General features: G+C 68.0%; 18 protein-coding genes and 1 pseudogene. 9 read left to right on the top strand and 10 right to left on the bottom strand.

Annotated elements, in window-relative coordinates; all coding sequences use genetic code 11:
* Window positions 1-156: 156 nt before the first annotated feature.
* From DMB37_RS03125 to DMB37_RS03110, 4 genes and pseudogenes are all read left to right on the top strand, one after another.
* Window positions 157-687, top strand: coding sequence for a hypothetical protein (locus DMB37_RS03125; protein WP_135231366.1), 531 nt, complete (start codon window positions 157-159; stop codon window positions 685-687).
* 14 nt (window positions 688-701) lie between these two features.
* A complete protein-coding gene (locus DMB37_RS03120; protein WP_135231365.1) occupies window positions 702-1,871 on the top strand; it encodes a zinc-dependent alcohol dehydrogenase in 1,170 nt (389 codons plus the stop codon).
* The gene (locus tag DMB37_RS03115; RefSeq protein ID WP_135231364.1) at window positions 1,868-2,338 is read left to right on the top strand and encodes a DUF1360 domain-containing protein; all 471 of its coding nucleotides are present in this window, start codon (window positions 1,868-1,870) and stop codon (window positions 2,336-2,338) included. The genes DMB37_RS03120 and DMB37_RS03115 overlap by 4 nt, the downstream gene beginning before the upstream one ends.
* Window positions 2,339-2,534: 196 nt before the next feature.
* A pseudogene (locus DMB37_RS03110) lies at window positions 2,535-2,714 on the top strand (manganese catalase family protein); the annotation flags it as partial.
* Window positions 2,715-2,884: 170 nt separating this feature from the next.
* Here DMB37_RS03110 and DMB37_RS03105 read toward each other — a convergent pair.
* A complete protein-coding gene (locus DMB37_RS03105; RefSeq protein ID WP_135231363.1) occupies window positions 2,885-5,059 on the bottom strand; it encodes a catalase in 2,175 nt (724 codons plus the stop codon).
* A 107-nt stretch (window positions 5,060-5,166) separates the two neighbouring features.
* Entirely contained in the window at window positions 5,167-6,147 is a 981-nt protein-coding gene (locus DMB37_RS03100) for an alpha/beta hydrolase (RefSeq protein WP_135231362.1), read from the bottom strand.
* 228 nt (window positions 6,148-6,375) lie between these two features.
* Here DMB37_RS03100 and DMB37_RS03095 point away from each other — a divergent pair, with 228 nt between their 5' ends.
* Entirely contained in the window at window positions 6,376-7,245 is an 870-nt protein-coding gene (locus DMB37_RS03095; protein ID WP_240772220.1) for a CoA ester lyase, read from the top strand.
* A gap of 88 nt (window positions 7,246-7,333) precedes the next feature.
* Complete coding sequence (locus DMB37_RS03090) at window positions 7,334-8,005, top strand: hypothetical protein (RefSeq protein WP_135231361.1); 672 nt, start codon at window positions 7,334-7,336, stop codon at window positions 8,003-8,005.
* Here the strand turns inward: DMB37_RS03090 and DMB37_RS03085 are convergent.
* The 8 genes from DMB37_RS03085 to DMB37_RS03050 are packed head-to-tail and all read right to left on the bottom strand — an operon-like array spanning window position 7,988 to window position 15,700.
* Window positions 7,988-8,731, bottom strand: coding sequence for an arylmalonate decarboxylase (locus tag DMB37_RS03085; RefSeq protein ID WP_135231360.1), 744 nt, complete (start codon window positions 8,729-8,731; stop codon window positions 7,988-7,990). The two genes, DMB37_RS03090 and DMB37_RS03085, sit on opposite strands and share 18 nt — an antisense overlap.
* Before the next feature lie 33 nt (window positions 8,732-8,764).
* Window positions 8,765-9,550, bottom strand: coding sequence for an SDR family oxidoreductase (locus DMB37_RS03080; RefSeq protein WP_135231359.1), 786 nt, complete (start codon window positions 9,548-9,550; stop codon window positions 8,765-8,767).
* The gene (locus tag DMB37_RS03075) at window positions 9,547-10,464 is read right to left on the bottom strand and encodes a hypothetical protein (RefSeq protein ID WP_135231358.1); all 918 of its coding nucleotides are present in this window, start codon (window positions 10,462-10,464) and stop codon (window positions 9,547-9,549) included. Before DMB37_RS03075 ends, DMB37_RS03080 begins: the two co-directional genes overlap by 4 nt.
* The gene (locus DMB37_RS03070; protein ID WP_135231357.1) at window positions 10,461-11,150 is read right to left on the bottom strand and encodes a hypothetical protein; all 690 of its coding nucleotides are present in this window, start codon (window positions 11,148-11,150) and stop codon (window positions 10,461-10,463) included. Before DMB37_RS03070 ends, DMB37_RS03075 begins: the two co-directional genes overlap by 4 nt.
* Window positions 11,147-12,268 (bottom strand): aromatic ring-hydroxylating dioxygenase subunit alpha, encoded by a 1,122-nt coding sequence (locus DMB37_RS03065; RefSeq protein WP_135231356.1) that lies wholly within the window; start codon window positions 12,266-12,268, stop codon window positions 11,147-11,149. Before DMB37_RS03065 ends, DMB37_RS03070 begins: the two co-directional genes overlap by 4 nt.
* Window positions 12,262-13,227, bottom strand: a complete 966-nt coding sequence (locus tag DMB37_RS03060; RefSeq protein WP_135231355.1) for an alpha/beta hydrolase — start codon at window positions 13,225-13,227, stop codon at window positions 12,262-12,264. Before DMB37_RS03060 ends, DMB37_RS03065 begins: the two co-directional genes overlap by 7 nt.
* Entirely contained in the window at window positions 13,224-14,066 is an 843-nt protein-coding gene (locus tag DMB37_RS03055) for an oxidoreductase (RefSeq protein WP_135231354.1), read from the bottom strand. Before DMB37_RS03055 ends, DMB37_RS03060 begins: the two co-directional genes overlap by 4 nt.
* Window positions 14,067-14,086: 20 nt before the next feature.
* Window positions 14,087-15,700: a nitrilase-related carbon-nitrogen hydrolase gene (locus tag DMB37_RS03050; RefSeq protein ID WP_135231353.1), complete on the bottom strand. Its 1,614-nt coding sequence runs from the start codon at window positions 15,698-15,700 to the stop codon at window positions 14,087-14,089.
* A gap of 193 nt (window positions 15,701-15,893) precedes the next feature.
* Here DMB37_RS03050 and DMB37_RS03045 point away from each other — a divergent pair, with 193 nt between their 5' ends.
* The 3 genes from DMB37_RS03045 to DMB37_RS03035 are packed head-to-tail and all read left to right on the top strand — an operon-like array spanning window position 15,894 to window position 18,305.
* Entirely contained in the window at window positions 15,894-17,087 is a 1,194-nt protein-coding gene (locus DMB37_RS03045; RefSeq protein ID WP_135231352.1) for a hypothetical protein, read from the top strand.
* Entirely contained in the window at window positions 17,084-17,674 is a 591-nt protein-coding gene (locus tag DMB37_RS03040) for a GPS-CTERM domain-containing protein (RefSeq protein ID WP_135231351.1), read from the top strand. The genes DMB37_RS03045 and DMB37_RS03040 overlap by 4 nt, the downstream gene beginning before the upstream one ends.
* Before the next feature lie 19 nt (window positions 17,675-17,693).
* Entirely contained in the window at window positions 17,694-18,305 is a 612-nt protein-coding gene (locus tag DMB37_RS03035) for a neocarzinostatin apoprotein domain-containing protein (RefSeq protein ID WP_167768715.1), read from the top strand.
* The last annotated feature ends 15 nt before the right edge of the window (window positions 18,306-18,320 follow it).

Genomic DNA, 18,320 nt, shown 5'->3' with positions numbered 1-18,320 from the left:
TCGACGACGCGCACCGTCGCCACTGACGGCCGGATGTCGTGGCGCCGGTCGCTCCCTCACCACGGTGGCCGGTGCCGTCGAACACCGGCCGCCGCTGCGCCGCGGCGAATATCAAGCAGCCGAACCTGATTCACCGAAGGTCTCGAAGGAGTCCAGATGAGTTACATCGATAAAGCCAAGGAACAGTTGACGGATCTGGTGGGCAAGGTCATCGACTCCGGCAGCGGCGGTGGCGGTGGCGGTGGCGGCACGCAGACGGTCACCATCGGCCGCCCGCGGGCCGAGGTCGAACAGTTCTGGCGCGATCCCGACAAGTTGTCGCGGGTCCTCGGTGACCTCGCCGAGGTCCGTGCGACGGGGCCGACGAGCTACGAATGGATCCTGCACCGCCCGGACGAGGAGCCGGTCACCTGGGATACCAGGCTGGAGACGGAGGAGAACGGCCTGCGTTTCGTGCGTGCCACCGGGAACGGCGACCCGTCCGAGGCGGCGGAGATCCGAGTGACGTTCCGGGACGCGCCGCGCAATCTCGGCACGGAGGTGACCCTGCGGGTGAAGTCGCCGGTACCCGACTTACTCACCGGCGCAGCAACATTCAAGGCGCTCTACCGGGCCCGTGCACTGATGCAGACCGGTGAGCTGCCCACCCTTGCCCACAATCCGAGCGCGCGTGCGGCCGCGCACTGACCTGGGAGACGACAATGCGTGCACTCTGTTGGAACGGCGTGAACGAACTGGCGGTCGAAACCGTCGACGATCCGTCCTTACTCAATCCACACGACGTCATCGTGCGGGTCGGGCTGACCACCACCTGTGGTTCGGACCTGCATTTCATCGACGGCTATCTGCCCGGCATGCGCGAAGGCGACGTGTTCGGGCACGAGTTCATGGGCGAGATCGTCGAGGTGGGCGGCGAGGTCACCGCGCGCAAAGTCGGTGACCGCGTGGTGGTTCCGTCGTTCATCGGCTGCGGGTCGTGCTGGTTCTGCGAGCACGAACTGTGGTCGTCGTGCGACACCACGAACCCGAACGCCGAATTGCAGCAGCCGATCCTCGGGTATCCGACCGGCGGAATCTACGGTTACACCCACCCGTTCGGCGGTTACCAGGGGTCCCACGCGCAGTACGTGCGTGTGCCGTTCGGCGACGTCAACTGTTTCACCATCCCCGAAGGCATCACCGACGAGCAGGCCCTGTTCCTCTCCGACGCCGTGCCGACCGGACTGATGGGTGCGGACTTCTGTGACATCGCACCCGGCGACACGGTCGCCGTGTGGGGTAGCGGTGGTGTCGGCCTCATGGCCGGGCACACCGCCCGCCTGCTCGGCGCGGGCCAGGTCATCGTCGTCGATCGGTACCCGGAGCGACTGGCGTTGGCGCGCAAGCAGTTCGGTGCCGAGACCATCGACTACACCGCGGTGGACAGTGTGCCGGAGGCGATCCGGGAAATGACCGGCGGCCGCGGCCCGGACGCCTGCATCGAGGCCGTCGGGATGGAAGCGCACGGCACTGGATTACAGCAGATCTACGACCGCGCAAAGCAATTGCTACGGCTGGAAACCGACCGCGCGACCCCGTTACGCGAGGCGATCATCGCCTGCCGCAAGGGCGGTATCGTGTCGGTGCTCGGCGTCTACGGCGTGACCGACAAGTTCCCGATGGGTGTGGTCACCAACAAGGGTCTGACGATCCGGTCCTCGCAGCAGCACGGTCAGCGCTACGTGCCACGGATGTTCGACTACATCCAGCGGGGCGACCTCGATCCGTCCTATCTGATCACCCACGACATGCCACTGGAGGACGCGGTGCGCGGCTACGACATCTTCAAGAACAAACGGGAAGGCTGCATCCGGGCGGTCTTCCGCCCATGACCGAGAATCAGCGCCGCCTGGGCGGTTACACGGCGACGATGACGCTCTACGCGATCATCGTCGCCGCAGTCGCACTGTTGGGCAGGGTGACCGATCGGCAACTCCCGCGCGCCATGACCGCGCGGGACCTGATCACCACCGCCGCTGCCGCACACAAACTTTCCCGCACGGTGACCAAAGCCGCCGTCACCAGACCCGTGCGGGCCCCGTTCACCGAGGAGACCGACACCGGCGGCCCCGGCGAAGTAATGGAGCAGCCGAAGAGCGACGCGGGCCTGCAGCACAGCTTCGGCGAATTACTGAGCTGCCCATTCTGTTTCGACGTCTGGGCGGTCACCGCCCTCACCATCGGCCACGTCTTCGCGCCCCGGGCAACCCGCCTGGTGGCCGACGGCATGGCGGCGCTGGCCGGCGCCGACTTCCTGCACCTCGCCTACGCCAAAGCCCAACAGCTGGCCGAAGGTTAGGTCCCACTGTGCGGGCTCGGTGATCGGCGAGCCCGCACAGCAGGACCTTCACCGGCCGGTCATCGCGCCGGTGTCGAAGGCGCGGTCGATGAGCTCGGCGACGTCGATGCGGCTCGACGCGAAAATCGTGTTTACGCAATGGGTTCAGCGGTAGATGCGTCGGGAAGGGGATTACGTCGGCGGCCGGAGGCCCGACATGTATCGTCATACCGACCATTTGCAATTCGACGTCGAACCGGAGAAGCCGGACCCGGTGTACGCGCGGAAACTACAGGAGCTCATCGGCGGTGCCTTCGGTGAGATGACGGTGACCATGCCGCGCTCGACCGAGATGGGCACCCAGGCGGGTTTGATCGGCAAGATCAAGGACACGTTGGATCCCCACAAGCCTTGGCGGGCAAAGTTTAACCGACGGTGTTTTCTTACTGACACGGTCGAAGGCACCGGCGTGTGCCGGTGCCTTCGAGCCATGGAAATCGTGCCGGTGCCTCGCACGGCCGGAGTGCAGTCCAGCTCGCGATGCGTTCCGGCGGCACACCTTTCGGGTTACTTGCCGTACTCAGCACCCCTTGCCCACACGCGGTGTTCCGGCAGCAGCGCGGCGATCGCATCGAAGGCCGCGGCGACGGTCTTGGTGGCCGCGACGCCGGCCGAGCTGTCCGGGATACCGGCGGCGCGAAGGGCATCCGCCCCGTCGGGGGTGTAGGCGATCCCCTTGAGGTGGCGATGCGCCTCCTGGAGGAGCAGGGTGAGTCGTACGTCGTCCGCGGTGCTCGCGATGACGAGTGCGTCGAGCTCGATGGAGCGGACGGTGTCGAGGGTGCGCGACACCGTCACTTGCGTTCCGCCCCTTTCGAGTTCGCCGCCGTGCGGCGCGATCACCAGCGGGGTCATCGACTGCCCCGAGATGGTGGCGACGGTGGCGGCCAGGTCCTTCAGGTCGGTCGACTCGTCGGCGAAGATACCGATGATCCGGCCGTCGGTGGGCCACTTGCCGCCGAGTTGGGAGAGTGCGGGCGACACCGCCACCTTGACCTTCTTGGCTGCCTTGCCCGCCGGAAGCGGCAAGCCGAGACCCGCGGCGACGGTTTGGGCGAGTTGCTCATCGATCTGCCGCAGCACCGTCACGGCGCGCTGTTTGATCGCTTTCTCGTAGCACTTGCCCAGCTCGAAGGTGTACGCCTTGGCGACGTGTGCCTGCTCGACCGGCGAGAGGCTGGCGTAGAACAGCCGGGCCGAGCTGAAGTGGTCATCGAAACTCTTCGGCGCCTCGCGCACTTTCTTGCCCGCGACCGCCTCCGGGTACTCGATCAGCGCGGCGTCTTTGTTCCCGGCCAGGAAGGGGCAACCGCCGTCGAGGCTGTTCGGACGGTAGGGCGCGACGCCGGAGTGCACTGCGGTCTGGTGCATTCCGTCGCGGAACATGTCGTTGGTCCCGACGTGCGGCCGGTTGATCGGCAGCTGCGCGAAGTTGGGTCCGCCGAGGCGCGAGATCTGGGTATCGAGGTAGGAGAACAGGCGGCCCTGCAACAGCGGATCGTCGGTGTGGTCGATGCCGCGCACCAGATGGCCGGGGTGGAAGGCCACCTGCTCGGTCTGCGCGAAGTAGTTCGTCGGGTTGGCGTTGAGCGTCATCGTGCCGATGACCTGCACGGGCGCCAGCTCTTCCGGAACGAGCTTGGTTGGGTCGAGCAGATCGATGCCTTCGAAGGTCTGGTCCTCGGTGTCGGGGAACACCTGCACGCCGAGGTCCCACTGCGGGAAGGCGCCGGCTTCGATGGCATCGGCCAGATCGCGACGGTGCATGTCCGGGTCGACGCCCGCGGCGATCTGCGCCTCTTCCCAAAGCAGCGAGTGCACACCGAGTTTCGGCTTCCAGTGGAACTTCACCAGGACGGTCTTGCCGCGCGCGTTGATCAGCCGGAAGGTGTGCACCCCGAAGCCCTCCATCATCCGATAGGAGCGCGGGATGCCACGGTCGGACATGTTCCACAGGGTGTGCGCGGTGGCCTCGGTGTGCAGCGTGACGAAATCCCAGAAGGTGTCGTGCGCGCTCTGGGCCTGGGGGATCTCCCGATCCGGGTGCGGCTTTCCCGCGTGGATGATGTCGGGGAATTTGATGCCGTCCTGGATGAAGAACACCGGGATGTTGTTGCCGACCAGGTCGAACACGCCCTCATCGGTGTAGAACTTGGTGGCGAAGCCGCGGGTGTCGCGCACCGTGTCGGCCGAACCGCGCGAACCGAGCACGGTGGAGAAGCGCACGAAAACCGGCGTCTCCTTACCCTTCTCGAACAGCGACGCGCAGCAGATCTTCTCCGCCGCGCCGTTGGCCGCGAACACCCCGTGCGCGGCCGCGCCGCGGGCATGCACGACGCGCTCGGGGATGCGCTCGTGATCGAAGTGGGTGATCTTCTCGCGGAGGTGGTGGTCTTGCAGCAGCACCGGCCCGCGCGGACCCGCCTTCAGCGAGTGGTCGGTATCGGTCAAGCGTGCGCCCTGCGCGGTCGTCAGGTAGGCGCCCTGCTGCGCCATCGCCTCGACGGGTGCCGCCACGGGCGCCCCGGTCGGGGTACTCGGCCTGGGGGCCGCCTGGTCCGGTTTGGGCGGCAGCGGTTCGTGCGGCTGCGTCGGCTCGGCCACCGTGGGGGCGGTGACGGCCGGAGCTCCGGGCACGACTGGCGGCGTTTTCGACTTCGGACGACGGCTGGATCCGGGCATTCGACGCACCTCCTGGGGCGAGCGGGCACAAAGGTCTCTCGCGAGCGGCTATGCCCAGCTGTCCCCGAAGCAAACAGTCCTGGTCGGATGGGTCTGCGGTGCGGCGCTCAGTTGGCGGGCAGGATCGTCGCGGCCGGTGCCGCGGCGACGGCGGGTGCGGCGGTGACGGCTTCGGCGGTGGTCGCGGGGTAGTAATCGGCCGTTTTGGTGCCCGCGATGAAGTCGTCGGACCAGCCGCGGGCGAGCACTTGCAGCACCGACGTGTTCGCCACGTCCGGGGTGCCGCACAGGAGGTTGCCCATCGAATCCGAGCTGGTGCCCTCGGCGTCGGTGTGCAGGCCGTTACCGAGCCGGATGCCGAGGAACGGGCGGTTCAGGCGGTGCTGTACGGCGTCGGTGCCGCTGCCGAGGTTGTTGCACAGCGACGGTTGCGCGGCGATGGTGAGGATCGGCAGATCGGTGGGGTCGAGGTCGGCCAGCGCTCGGTCGGTGTTGTCGCCGAGGAAGGACTTCACCGGGTCCAGCAGTACCAACCCGCGCAGCCGGTGCCAAGTGTCCGGGTAGGCGACGTGCAGACGGTGCGCGACGAACTCGACCGCTTCCGCGCCCGCGGAGTGCCCGACGAAGACGAAGTCGCGCGGCAGTGGCGGGGGGAGCCGGCCCGCGTCGGCAGCCGCAGCCGCGAGGCTTCGCGACAGTGCGCCCTCCGGGTCTGCCGCGGTGCCGAACAGGCGCGCGACACTGTCGAGGAAGCGGGTGTTGTCCCCGAGATTCTGCAGTGTGCATCCGGCCAGATCGATGAAGGGCAGTGCGGGTGCGAAGACGAGGTAGCCGCCCGCGGCGAAGGTGGTGGCCAACTGCGCGACATTGCTGTGCGTGCGGGCGAAGCCGTGCTGGATCCAGACCATGCCCTTCGGGACGCCGGTCGGCAGATACCAGTCGACGCCCTGATGCAATGTGGTTGCGGCGCAGGGAATATCGACGACACCGGGCAGCCTGGACAGGTCGGCGGCGGTGGCCGGTGCGGCGGCGGTGAGACAGGCGACGATGGCGGCAGCGGCGGCGAGTGCCGGACCTCGAAAATTCATGGCGACTCCAACGGCGATGCCCAGGGTGTTTCCCTTGATGGAATGGCGTTTCTTAGCCGTTGGTGTTCATTAGCACCTAGATCGGGATGACTGTCAAGCGGTGGAATGGCTTTGGGTGGGCTTGAAACAATGCAGGAAGACGCTGGTGCCGCTCCGTTTGTGTTTCCTTGTGGGAAACTATGTTTCGAATCGTTGACCTGATGTGTGGCGGCTGGTTACTGTGATTCGGTGCTCGACTCCGGCCGTGGTCCTGGTGTTCGGCCTACCCGAGCCGCGCGGGTGCGATCCGCGCTGTACGTGCCCGGCAACCGGCCCGAACTGTTCGACAAGGCGCTGGCGGGCCCGGCGGACGTGATCCTGCTCGACCTGGAAGACGCTGTGCCGCTGGCCGACAAGGACTCGGCGCGCGCGGCGGTCTCCGGCTGGTTGCGTGAGGTCGCCCTTGCCGGGCGACAGCTCTGGGTCCGTGTCAATTCTGGAGTTGCCGGGCACGATGATCTGGCGGCAGTAGCACTGCCCGCGGTGTCGGCGGTCTGCCTGGCGAAAACCGAGTCGGCGGAGCAGGTCCGGGCCGCGGCCGAGGTGCTGGGGAAGTACGAACCGCGGCCGGGTGCGATCCGAATCTGCCCGCTGCTGGAGAGTGCGGCGGCCGTGCTCGACGCCCGTGCGATCGCCGCCGGCCCACGGGTGGCGCGACTCCAGCTCGGCGAGGCAGACCTGCGGGCGGAGCTCGGTATCGAGCCGAGCGCCGACGACCGCGAGCTGCTGGCGGTGCGCACTCAGGTGGTCTTGGCCAGTGCGGCAGCGGGTATCGCGGCGCCGCTGGGTCCGGTCAGCACCGACTTCCGGGACCCACAGCAGTTACGCGAATCCACACGGGCATTGGCGCGCATGGGCTTTCGTGGCCGCGCATGCATCCATCCGGCGCAGCTCCCGGTGGTCAACGAGGTATTCACGCCTGCCGCGGAAGAGCTCGACCGCGCGCGAGCGCTGGTGGACCGCTTCGACGCCGCGGCGGGCGGGGTCGTGCTCGACGAAGCGGGCAGAATGGTGGATCTGGCCGTCATCCGCCAGGCCCGTCGCCTGCTGGAAGGCTGAAGTACATGACATATGCACGCGAAGTCCTATTCGGCGCCTCCGGTGGCCGGATCCGGCCGGACTTCGACACACGGCTCATGGATTCCGCGTGATCGTCTCAGGCATCTTCCTACTGCTCGCGGTCGGGCATCTCGCCCTCGCACTGATCGGTGTATCGCAGATCCGCGCCGGTGTTTCGCGGATGTTCTTGCTGCCCACGGTGTTGTGTACGGCACTGTGCTACGACAACGCTGTGCTCGCCTTGGGGAGCATGCTGGGTGAAGGGCGCCCCCTCGAGCTGCTGAGCGTGCCGCGCTTCGTCATGCACGCGATCCTTACCCCTTTGCTCGTGCTCTGGGCGCGCGCCGCGATGGATAGGGCGGACATCCCGGTAGCGCGTCGTCGCGGCGTTCAGGCCGGCGCGGTCGCTCTCGCCGTCATGCTTATCGCGATCGGGAGTCTGCACGTCCGCCAGCTCGACCTGCGCCCCCGGTGGTGGGCGGGTGCACTGCGTTATACGGACGTCGCAGGCTCTGCTGCGACGGCACTGCCCGCGATCATCGCCGGCTTGGTCGTGCTCGCGGCCGGCATAGCCCTGTGGCGCCGACATCGCTACCGCCTGCTCTTCGCAACGGCAGCGGTCATGACGCTGGTCGCCGGAGCCGCGCCCGTCATCCCGTTGCTCGGCAACGCAGGCGAGCTCGTCCTCTCGGCGGGCTTGCTTGGCACCGCAGGCTGGCTCCGGCGGCGTGACGCGGACCGCTCAATGGTCCCGCAGTAGCGAGCCCGCGCCCTCGATCCGGTCCCGGATACCGTTGTCGCGCAGCGCCATCCACCAGGTCGCGGCATTGATGGCGATCACCGGTTTGCTCAACCAGCGCTCGGCCTCGTCGGCCAGGCGCACCATGGACAAATTGGTGCCGCACTGGACGAGGGCATCGACGTCGTCGCTGTCCACCTCGAGCAGCGCGGCCCGCAGGTCGCTCTCCGGGACATGGGCGATGGATACCGCGGTGGGGCACCGCAATCCCTTGATCGAGGCCACCTCGAACCCCAGCTCGCCGAAGAACCGGATTACGTTCGCATCACCGATCGGTTGATACGGCGTCACCACGCCGATCCGCTTCGCGCCGTTCAGCGTCAGCGCGCGCCGGCACGCCTCGGCGCCCGTGGCGACCTGGAGTCCGGTCGCCTCCTCGATCTGCCGCACGAACTGCTGGTTGCCTGCCACACCGCCCCAGAACGTCTCGGCCGACATGCCCATCACCATGTAATCCGGCTCGCACGTCAGCACCCGCGCGCAGGTCGCGTCCATTTCGGCGCGGATCTGCTCGAGCAATCGGTCCATCCCCGCATCGTCACCCATGCTCTGGTCCCGGATATGGATGCGACCGAAATGCGCGGTGACCCCGGGCACCCCCATGCGCGCGAAATCCGGCTCCACCACGGTATTCGTTGACGGGGCGAGCACCCCGAACTTGCGCCGCCAGCCCAAAACGTCAGGCATAGAACATCTCCCAATCGCTACGATTCCTCGTGCTCATTCGGCGAACAGGTCGCGCCGCCGGAACGGTGCGGCGGCGAAGCGGCCGAGCACCTTCGGTGTGGTGAGCCAGCGGACATGCGCGCCGTTGCGCGGGTGCGCGACAGCGCGTTCGGCCAGCCACGGTGCCACGGTATCGACCCGATCGGCGAGGATGTTGAAAATTCTGCGCGCCTTCGCCAATTCGCCGGGATCGGCGTAGCCGTGCGTCAGCAGGTCGGTGACGACCATGCCGGGGCTCAGTAGACCGACACAGACACCGGTGGGCACCTCCTTGGCCAGTGCTTCGGTCAGATAGGTGAGTGCTCGCTTGCTCGCACCGTAGACCGACAGTCCGGCTACCGTGCGGCCGTCGCTGCCGAGACCCTCCATATTCCACACGTACCCGCCGCCCGCGTCCGCCATGCCCGCGATCGCGACGGCGGAGCCGTTGAGCGCACCGATCAGGTTGGTGTCGACCACCTTCCGGACATCCTCGGCGGGCAGCTCCCACATCGGCATTCGGGTGTGCGTGATACCCGCGTTGTTGATCCAGACATCGATCCGGCCGAAGCGGGCGACCGCGGCATCCCAGAGCGCTTGCAGCTGAGCGCGATCGGTGACGTCGGCGGCCAGCAGCAGTGCGGCATCGGAGAGCTCGGACCGCAGCTCGTCGATCCGTTCGGTATCGGTGCCGCACAACGCGACTCGATGCCCCCGGTCGAGCAATGCCCTGGCCAGGCCGAGCCCGAGGCCACGGGTGCCGCCGGTGACCACGACGGTTTTGCTCGCAGGCGCGCTCATGAACGCACCAGCACGCCGTGCAGCACAGCGCTGAGGCTGTTGTGTTCGAACAGTTCGTAGACCACGGCGAGCTCGGTACCCGCGCCCATCCCCGGTTCGGCATCCAGCATGAATTCGCGTCCGTTGAGTTTGCCGCCGTCGGACAGGTGCAGTACCGGATAGTTGGCCCGGCCGTAGGCCGTCGCGTTGCCCCAGGCGCCGGGCCCCTCGTGGAACGAGCGGACGCCGTCGCGGCGCACCGTCGCCTCGAAGGTGCGGTCGAGCGCGCCGCTCCAGGTGACGCGGTGCTCGGCGGTGAGCAAGCTCAGCGGCGTCACCTCGAGGACGATCCGCACCGTGCCGCGGTGCTGCTGGTCGGCGCCCCACAGCTCGCAGTCACCGGCGTAGCGGCAATCGTCTTTGGTGGGCAGCACGAAAGGGGTAGCTCCACAACGTGTCTCGTGTTCGATGAGGTCGTCCCGCAGCGCGGGGTCGCGGGTGTAGACGCCATTGAACACACCGATCATCGCAGGCCCCTGGTACAGCACCGAGGAGTACACCTGCGTATCACCGAGGGTCTGGCTCCAGGTGTTCAAACCCACCTGCCAGCCGGGTCCGTAGTAGTGCGCGTCGACGAAGCCGCCGTACGGCCTGCCCGCACCGTAGAAGTCGGGGCCGGTGTAGAGCCGATCGTTGTCGGAGTCGACCACCCCGAAGGCGAACGGCGCGCCGAGGGCGAACCGCCCCGCGAGCTCGCCGCCGCCGGTGAGCCCGCCGTCCATGTAGTAAGTCGTTGTCCCGTCGGCGAAGACCGACGAGCGGCGGATGTCCTCGAAACCACGCCAGACCCCGTCGGCGGCGAACAGCGACGGCCTGCCGACCCATTCGCCGGCGATCCGCTGCTGCCACTGGCTCGGCGCCGCGGCGGCGGTCATCCGAGCAACTCCGCCCGCACCCGCTCGGCCTGCTCGTCGCCGAGCAAGCCGGCCACCTGCGCCCACACCAGGTCCACCTCGGGGCTGAACAGGTTCGCGCGGTTAGCGCGGTCGCGGGCCGCGGTATCACCGGTGACCGCGGGAACTCCCTTGTCCACCAGGCTGAGCCAGTGCTGGAGATAGGCCTCGACGGTGGCATCCAATGCCTGGAAGGCGGATTCGGTGGCTCGGCACACGACCATCCACGGCGACATCATCGCCCGCTGCCGCGGTCCGATCGCGGCCGCCGATACCCCGTCGAGCTGCCATGCCGCCTCCAGTAGCGGGGTGAGCGGCAGGTATGCGGCATCGAGGTAGGCGAGATGCACCGCGAGGTCGGCACGGGGGATGAGATCGAGGTGCATGGCGTGATAGTGAGTGGACCGCACCGAGTCCAGGGTGAAGTGCGGAATTGCCGAATCCGCCGGGGTGAACGCGAAGATCATATGGCTGTCCAAGCCGATGGCCGGGACAACCAGATCGACGGTGACGACCTTGTCGATCGGGCCACCGCGCAATACGCGCAACCTGCCGACCGGGTCGGGCGACATGGAACTGGTCAGCGCGATGTCGTCGGCGGTAGTGAGTTCGAGGGTGGTGCTCAGCGTCCGCAAGGTGCGTTCGCTGAGCTCGGTGGGCAGGCTCATCGCGGTGTTCCTCCGTTGCGGGCCTTGTGCACCCAGGCCTGATCGAGTTCGGGATTGTCCCGCCGAGCGGGCGAGGCGATGACGGTGGCGGTGCGGCGCGGACCGTCGCCGGTGATGATGTCGTCGGCACCGAGCCACCAGCCGTCCTTGATCAACTGGGCCCGTCTGCGCCGGTACGCGATTTGCAGGGCGTCGCTGCGCACATGCAATTCGTCGGCGAGGTCGAACGGCAGCAGTTCGGGGCGCTGCGCCTCGACCACCGGTTTGTCCTGCAGCAGAATGTCCTTGATTCTTCTGCGGGTGTCGGCGTCGGCCCAGCGGCCGGTGAAGAAGTTCCGGTAGCCGAGGATCTTGATCAGCGTACGGTTCTGCGACAGCGGGATATTGAAGTCGTAGAGCAGCAGATCGCCGATGGGCAGCCGGATGTGCAGCTTCACCAGGTTGGGCAGGTACCAGCCGTTGGTCACCGTGACGAACTCCGGGCGCGGCTTGTTCCTGGACAGCACACCCCAGAGTCCGCTCGGTGGTGGCGGACTGAGCTGGATGTCGGCCTCCGCGGACCAGTCATCCTTGCGGACAGTGAAATTCGGGATCTCGGGCTTGTCCGGATTGCCGAACCTGGTGCCGTGCACGAACGGCGTGTGCGAGGCGTCGACGACGTTTTCGAAGGTGCGCTCGTAGTTCGCCTCGACCTCCATCTCGAACTGCACCATCCGGAAGGCCGGATCGTCGTGCACCGGGATGTCCGGGATCGGCGGGCGCTGGTGCTCGGGCAGGTCGCCGAGGAAGGCCCAGACCATGCCGTAACGCTCCTGCGTCGGGTAGGCGTCGACCCTGGCCTTCTTCGGAATGAGCCGATCCGCGGCATTCGCCGGTATCCGTACGCAGGCGCCCTCGGCGTCGTACTGCCAGCCGTGGTACGGACAGGCGATACAGTCGCCGGTGACGGTGCCCATCGACAGCGCGCCACCGCGGTGCACGCACAGGTCCGACAGGCACACCGCCGTGCCCGCGGTGGTGCGGTACAGCACGAAGTCCTGGCCGAGGCAGGTGACCTTTTTCGGTGTTCGGCCGACCTGGTCGGCGAATTCCAGGGCGTACCAGAAGTTTTTCAACATTGTTCGTGCTCCGCTAGGTGGGGCCGCAGCACCTGCGCCGCGACGTAGTCGGCGAGTTCGGTTCGGGCCGTTGCCGAATCGTGCAGGTGCGCGTGCAGGAAACTGGACGTGAGCCGGGCGAACGGTGCCAGCGCGTCCACGTCGCCCGGTCCGTCCAGGAAGGCCCGCGCCGCGGTCGGATCGGCGTCGGCGATCCCGAAGTGGTTGGCCTCCGGGACGACCGCGAGCAGATGCTCACCCGGCGGTAGTGCTTCGGCGAAGGTCCGGGCCACCGGGTCGGGCCGGTCGTCGCCGTCCTCGCCGTACCGGTCGGCGCTGCCGTTGATGACTCCGTCGTTGGTGCCGACGCCGAGCAACACCGGGCAGTTGACCTGTGCGGGCAGCACGGTGCCCGCGGGCCAGCCGAGCATGGTCGCCACCATCGTGTGCGCGCCCCACGCGAAAACCGCACCGACCGAAGGGAAGAAGCGCGCCGACTGGAGCGCGACAGTCCCGCCCGCGGAATGCCCGCCGAGTGCGATGCAGTCCAGATCGAGTGCACCGCGCAACGGGCCTTCGCTGTTCAACTCGGTGAGCGCGTCGAGGATGGCGCCGATGGTCGGACAGGTCGGGCGGGTGCCGTAGGCGTCGGGCCTGGCCGCGTCCAGGTCGACCCCGACCGTCAATCCGCGTAGTCCGCCGAACAATTCGGCGACCCGATCGAAAGTCACCACCACGAAACCGGTCTCGGCGAGTGCGGTGGCGAAGCGGCGATAGGAATCCTGGCCGACATTGACCCCGGAGAGAAAGACCACCACCGGATATGGCGCGGCCGCCGGATCGAGCGCGAAGACGCCGGTCAGCCGCTCGTGGTCGGAGCCGGTGGCGATCGCGGGGTAGTAGACCTTCAAATGCGCGGTATCGAAGGGTGCGTCGCCCGGGGTGCGCGCCGACCACCAGAGCGAACGGACGATGCTCATGACCGCGCCTCGCGGACACTCAGCGATGCTGCACCGGTCGGCCTTTGCAGCACGCGGTCGCCACCCCAGAGGCCACGTACCAGGCGCTGGGTGAGCTCGGCCCCGAACATGCGCTCGCCCATCACATTCGCGGGATCGCGTTCGGCGATATTGCGGCGCACCGCCAGGTCACGTGCCGCCAGGGCGGCCTGCTCGTCGGCGGGCACCGGCGCGGCGGCGTCGACCCAGCCGAGCCACTGCTCGACCCGCGCGCCGAGCAGCGCGGCGACGGTCTCCCGATTGGCCCGATGCGGCGGGAAGGAGTAGCAGTACGCGGTGGGCGACAGGCTGCCACGGATGAAACCCGTGCGGCTGGTGAACCAGGTGAAATCGGGGTGCTCTTCCTTGAACGCCAACCACGGTGCGTCGTTCTCGGCGTAGTAGCTGTCGAAGTAGTCACCGTCGCCGACCAGATCGCCACGCGGCACCGCGTCGACGTAGAACCAGCCCTCCGGCCACAGCAGCAAAGCGATGCCCAGGTGCGGGACCCTGACCTGCGGACCGAGCCACACGGTGAGGTGCAGATTGACGAAACCTGTTGCGGGGTCGCCGATCCAGGAATGCACCAGCCAGTCGATCTCGGGCCCGGTGTAGGCGGCCAGGCTGCCGGACGGGCCGGTGGCCGGGTCGCCGTAGCTGTCCAGCTCGTCGGTCGACGGATCTCTGGTGAGGTCGAACCGTTCGGCGATCCGAGACTTCAGCCCGCTCAACAGGTCTCGCCACTCCTGAAAGGTCTCGGTGACGTCCGTCCTGGCCGTCTCATCGACCAACTGCTCGACATGTCGGACTGTTTCACTCATCGTCGCTCCGGGTTCTGTCGTCACTGTGCTTCTGTCGTCATGGCGTCGAGCGGGTGCCGCGGACGCCCGTCCACCAGGTCGGTGCCCCGGGATACGGCGCGGTTCACGGCCTGCGCGGGCCGCACGGTCGCGCGCACGCTCGGCGCGCCGGGTGGGGCTTCGGTCACGATGGGGTGGCTGATTACGCCGGTGAACGGCCCGCTCCACGCGGTCCACAAGGTGAAATCGGGGCTCAGCGCGTAGATCGCGCCGACGAGTCCGCCGCGCTCGTCGCTGCCCGCGGCGACGATGTTCATCCTGTTCTCCGCGGCACGCTCGGCCAGGCCGAGGGGCAATTCCCATGGCTCGGTAGGTGAGTACGGCACCGCGACGACGTCCACGTCCTGAATCGCGGCCAGCCGGAAGCTCTCCGGGAACAGCGCGTCGTCACCCACCACGAGTGCCATTCGCCCCCAGGACAACTGGAAAACCGCCAGTGCACTGCCCTGCCGGGTCAGCCACGGATGACGGTTCGTCGGGTGCAGCTGCGGCTGGCAGCCGACCACGCCGTCGGCGTCGACCAGCACGCCGTGATGCGCGCCGCCGGTCCGTACGCTGAGCACCGCGTGTGCGGTCGTACCACGCAGTGCCCGGACGAGTTCCGGGACCGGCACCGCCGCGAGGTCGGGGAGCACGATGAGGTCTACGCCGTCGGCCGCTAGCTCGGCGACCAGCCCGGTGTCGGCGATCGCGAGCGCGGCCGACAGCGTCGGCGACCCGGCCGGTGCACGCCGGCCGAGTGGTGCGCTCGTCAGCGGGGCGTAGAGCTCGGGCCTGCGTGCGGCGAGGATGTCGGTGCCGTCGGGCCTGCGTTTGTCGTCGGCCAGCGGCACGTCGATATCGGCGACCACGATCGCCTCGCCGGTGACGGGCGCCATCGCGACCAGCCTGCCGTCCGGGCCGACGATCTGGCTTTCGCCCGCGCCGTGCAGGCGATCCGGCGGCACGCCGAGCCGGGCGGCGATGTGCGGCAGCTGCTCGGCGGGCAACAGGGGCCCGACCTTGTTCGCGGCGACCACCCACACCTTGTTCTCGGCGGCGCGCACCGGTATGTGCAGGCTCGCCTCGTCGATGGCGAACGAGTTGAGGCTGTTGAGCAATAGCTGTGCGCCGCGCAGCGCCAGCGACCGGGTGACTTCGTTGATGACGCCTTCCATGCAGGCGTACATGCCGATGCGGCCCAAAGGCGTAGCTATCACCGGTGATTCAACCGTGCCCGCGTCGAGATAGTCGTTCTCGGCGCCCATCAGGATCTGCTTGTCGGACTCGCCGAGCAGTGCACCGTCCGGCCCGAAGAGCAGGCCGGTGCCGGTGGTGCGGCCGTCGGCCCGGGCCAGCGTGACGCCGATCTTCACGTAGCAGCGGTGCCGCCGCGCCCGCTCGGCGACGGCGGTGAGGAAGGTGTCGCCGAGCGTGCAGGCCATTCGGCGCGCATGCGCCCGATCGTCGTACCAAGATAGATGGTTACAGAATTCGGGCAGCACAACGAGTTCCGCCGCCGCGTCGGCGGCCTGGTCGATCATCCGGAGGCAGGCGTCGAGGTTGACCGCGACGTCGGTTCCCGCAGCGAGTTGTGCGGCCGCGACTCGGGTCATGGACTCGGACCCTTTCGTTCATTGCGTTTCGTAGGACGAAACGCGGTTTCCATCTTGTTCCGATTCTGTACCCCGGCAAAGGATCTGTCCAGGGGTGGCGAGACATTCGCCTTGACACTGTCCGACGTCGCGGGCACGATATGGCAATCGTGAAACTGCGTTTCCCTCAGTGGAACGCGAGTGGAGGTTACGGATGACGAGGCATCGCCCATCCCCCGGTAATGCGGACAGCGGGCACCCGTCACGGACTCCGATCGGCCACGCCAACCACCCTCGATACGGCGCGAGTGTTACCGCGGCAGTGCTCTGCGCGGTCGCGGCGGGGCCGGTGGCGGGTGGACAGTTGGTGCTGCTCGGCAAGCCCTTCGGTGGTGTGCTCGGGGTGCCCGGGGCGGTGGTCGGCTATCTGGTGCTCACCGCCGGGGTGCTCGGTCTGCTCGCTGCGGCGCTGTGTCTGTGGCGAGTGCGGCTTTCTCTCGATATGGCAAGTGCGAGTGGGAGTCTCGCGGGTATCGCGGTAGTCGTAGCGGGTGTCGTCGATACCGTCGCGGTGTTCACGATCGCGGTGCTCGTCGCGGGTGCGGCGACGGGTCCGCTGCTCCTGGCAGGTCGTGCCCTCGTGGCCGAGCTCGGTCGCGGAAACTTCGTCCTCCTCCATGCGGCGGGAGCGGGGGGAGTAGCCGTCGCCGCATGGCTGAGTGGTCACTACTACGAGGAGCCCGGCACGGGCGTCCTCATCGCGGGCGCGCTGACCACCGTCCTCGGCGTGGCCGCCGGACTGGCCGGGCTTCGTGGCGCAGGCGGGTCGCCTGCTGTCCGAGTCGGACAGCAGGCCGTCCCTCCTCGCTCGGTCTTGATCGGTTATGTCGCAATAGGACTCGCGGTCGGCGGTACCGTGCTGCCCGCGCTGCATCTATTGCTGTTCCGGTGGAATGAATTCGGCGCCGAGCAATTCACCTGGCTCGCTGTCGCTGTCGCGCCGGCCGTGGCCATCCTCGCGCTGCCCGGACGTCGGCCCGCCGCCGTCCCCGTGCTGTTGATCCTGGCGGCGGGCGGGGCGGTGCTCGTGGTGACCGCGCCGGGGCCGGTGACGTTGACGATCGGGCTGGCGGTGACGTTGGCAGCCGCTGCCCGCGCGATGACCGCGCTCGACGAACTGGTCTGGGAGACCGCGCCGCACGCCATCGGTGTTTGCGCACTCGTTGTGGCGACCGCGGGGTTGGCGGGCCTGGGTCTGGTCGACCTGCTGGGCCGGCTCATCGGCACGGGGTCGGCGCTGACTGTTCTCGGTATGTGCGTACTGATTGCGGCGTGGCTGTCCGGCCGACCTGACCAACGCCTGCTCCCCGGCACGCGCGGATCGTCCAGCGAAAGAGGTGCGCCATGAGGAGTTTCGGTACGACGGCTCGGGTGGCGGTGACGCTGGCGCTCAGTGGCTGGCTACTCGCCTCTCCGGCGGCGGCGTTCGCGGACGAACCCGCGGCAATCCAGGTCGACGCAGCGTCCGAGCTGACCGACGGCCAGCGAATCACACTGAGCGGCAGTGGCTTTCGTGCTGGCCTTGCCGCCGTCGCCGTGGGCATGTGCAAAGCGGGCTTCAGCAACGGACTGAAGGACTGCGACTTGTCCGGGGGTGCGACGTTCGTCAATATCGGCGCGGACGGCACCTTCGGCCCGCTGACCTTGACCGCGCACCCCCGATTCCACGAGATCGACTGCACCCAGCAGCAGTGTGTGATCGCGGCCGCGCCCCTACCCGGCACCGAACCGCCTGCCGTCATCGCGGCGAATTCCGCCGCGGTGCCGATAACTTTCGCGGGCGCGCGGGCGCCGACCGCCACGGCACCCGTCCCTGCCGCGGCCGCGCGCTCGGACACCGACATCGAAGGGCCGTCCACCGTGCTGTGGGCGGCCACCGCCGGCCTGCTCGTGCTCGTCGCCGGTTTCGCCCTCGCCGATCGGCGGCGACTGTGAAATCCATCAGGAGGAAAATGTGAAGCTCATCGGTACCCGGCCCGGGACAAACGGCATATTCGGTAGACCACGTCTTGTGGCGCTGGCCGCGCTCACCACGGTCGGGCTGCTCGGCGGCGTGCCGACCGCGCTGGCCGCGCCGGCTCTCCAGGTGAGCCAGTCCACGGGACTCGCCGTGGGGCAGACGGTCACGGTGACCCTGGACGGCCTGCCCGCGAATATGGCGGCGGTCGCGGTCGGCCAATGCAAACCGCGGATCGCGGGTCCGGGTGACTGCAATCTCACCGGTTCGATGATGGGTGCCGCTGATGGGCAGGGCAGTTGGCAACCCACCGGGGACAAACGGGCCATCACGCTCGTCGGTGCGGTCGGTGGCACCGACTGCACCGCGGCACCGGGTGCCTGCACGATCAGTGTCACCAGCCTGACCAACGCGACGGAGATCATCGCCTCGGTGCCGTTGACCTTCGGCCCGCCTGCGGAGACTCCGAAACCCACTGCTGCCGACAGTGATTCAGCCGAGAGCGATGACTCCGACAGCAACACTCCCGTCATGGCGGGGATCGGTATCGCCGCGGCGGTGCTCATCGCGGCCGCCGTGGTGCTCGTGGCCCGCCGCCGTCGCAACTGATCGCACGAATGATCC

The organism is Nocardia sp. CS682 (assembly GCF_004634405.1).
GTDB classification, from domain to species: domain Bacteria; phylum Actinomycetota; class Actinomycetes; order Mycobacteriales; family Mycobacteriaceae; genus Nocardia; species Nocardia ninae.
The sequence above is the reverse complement of the archived record's forward strand: the minus strand, read 5'-3'. Positions and strand labels throughout refer to the sequence as shown.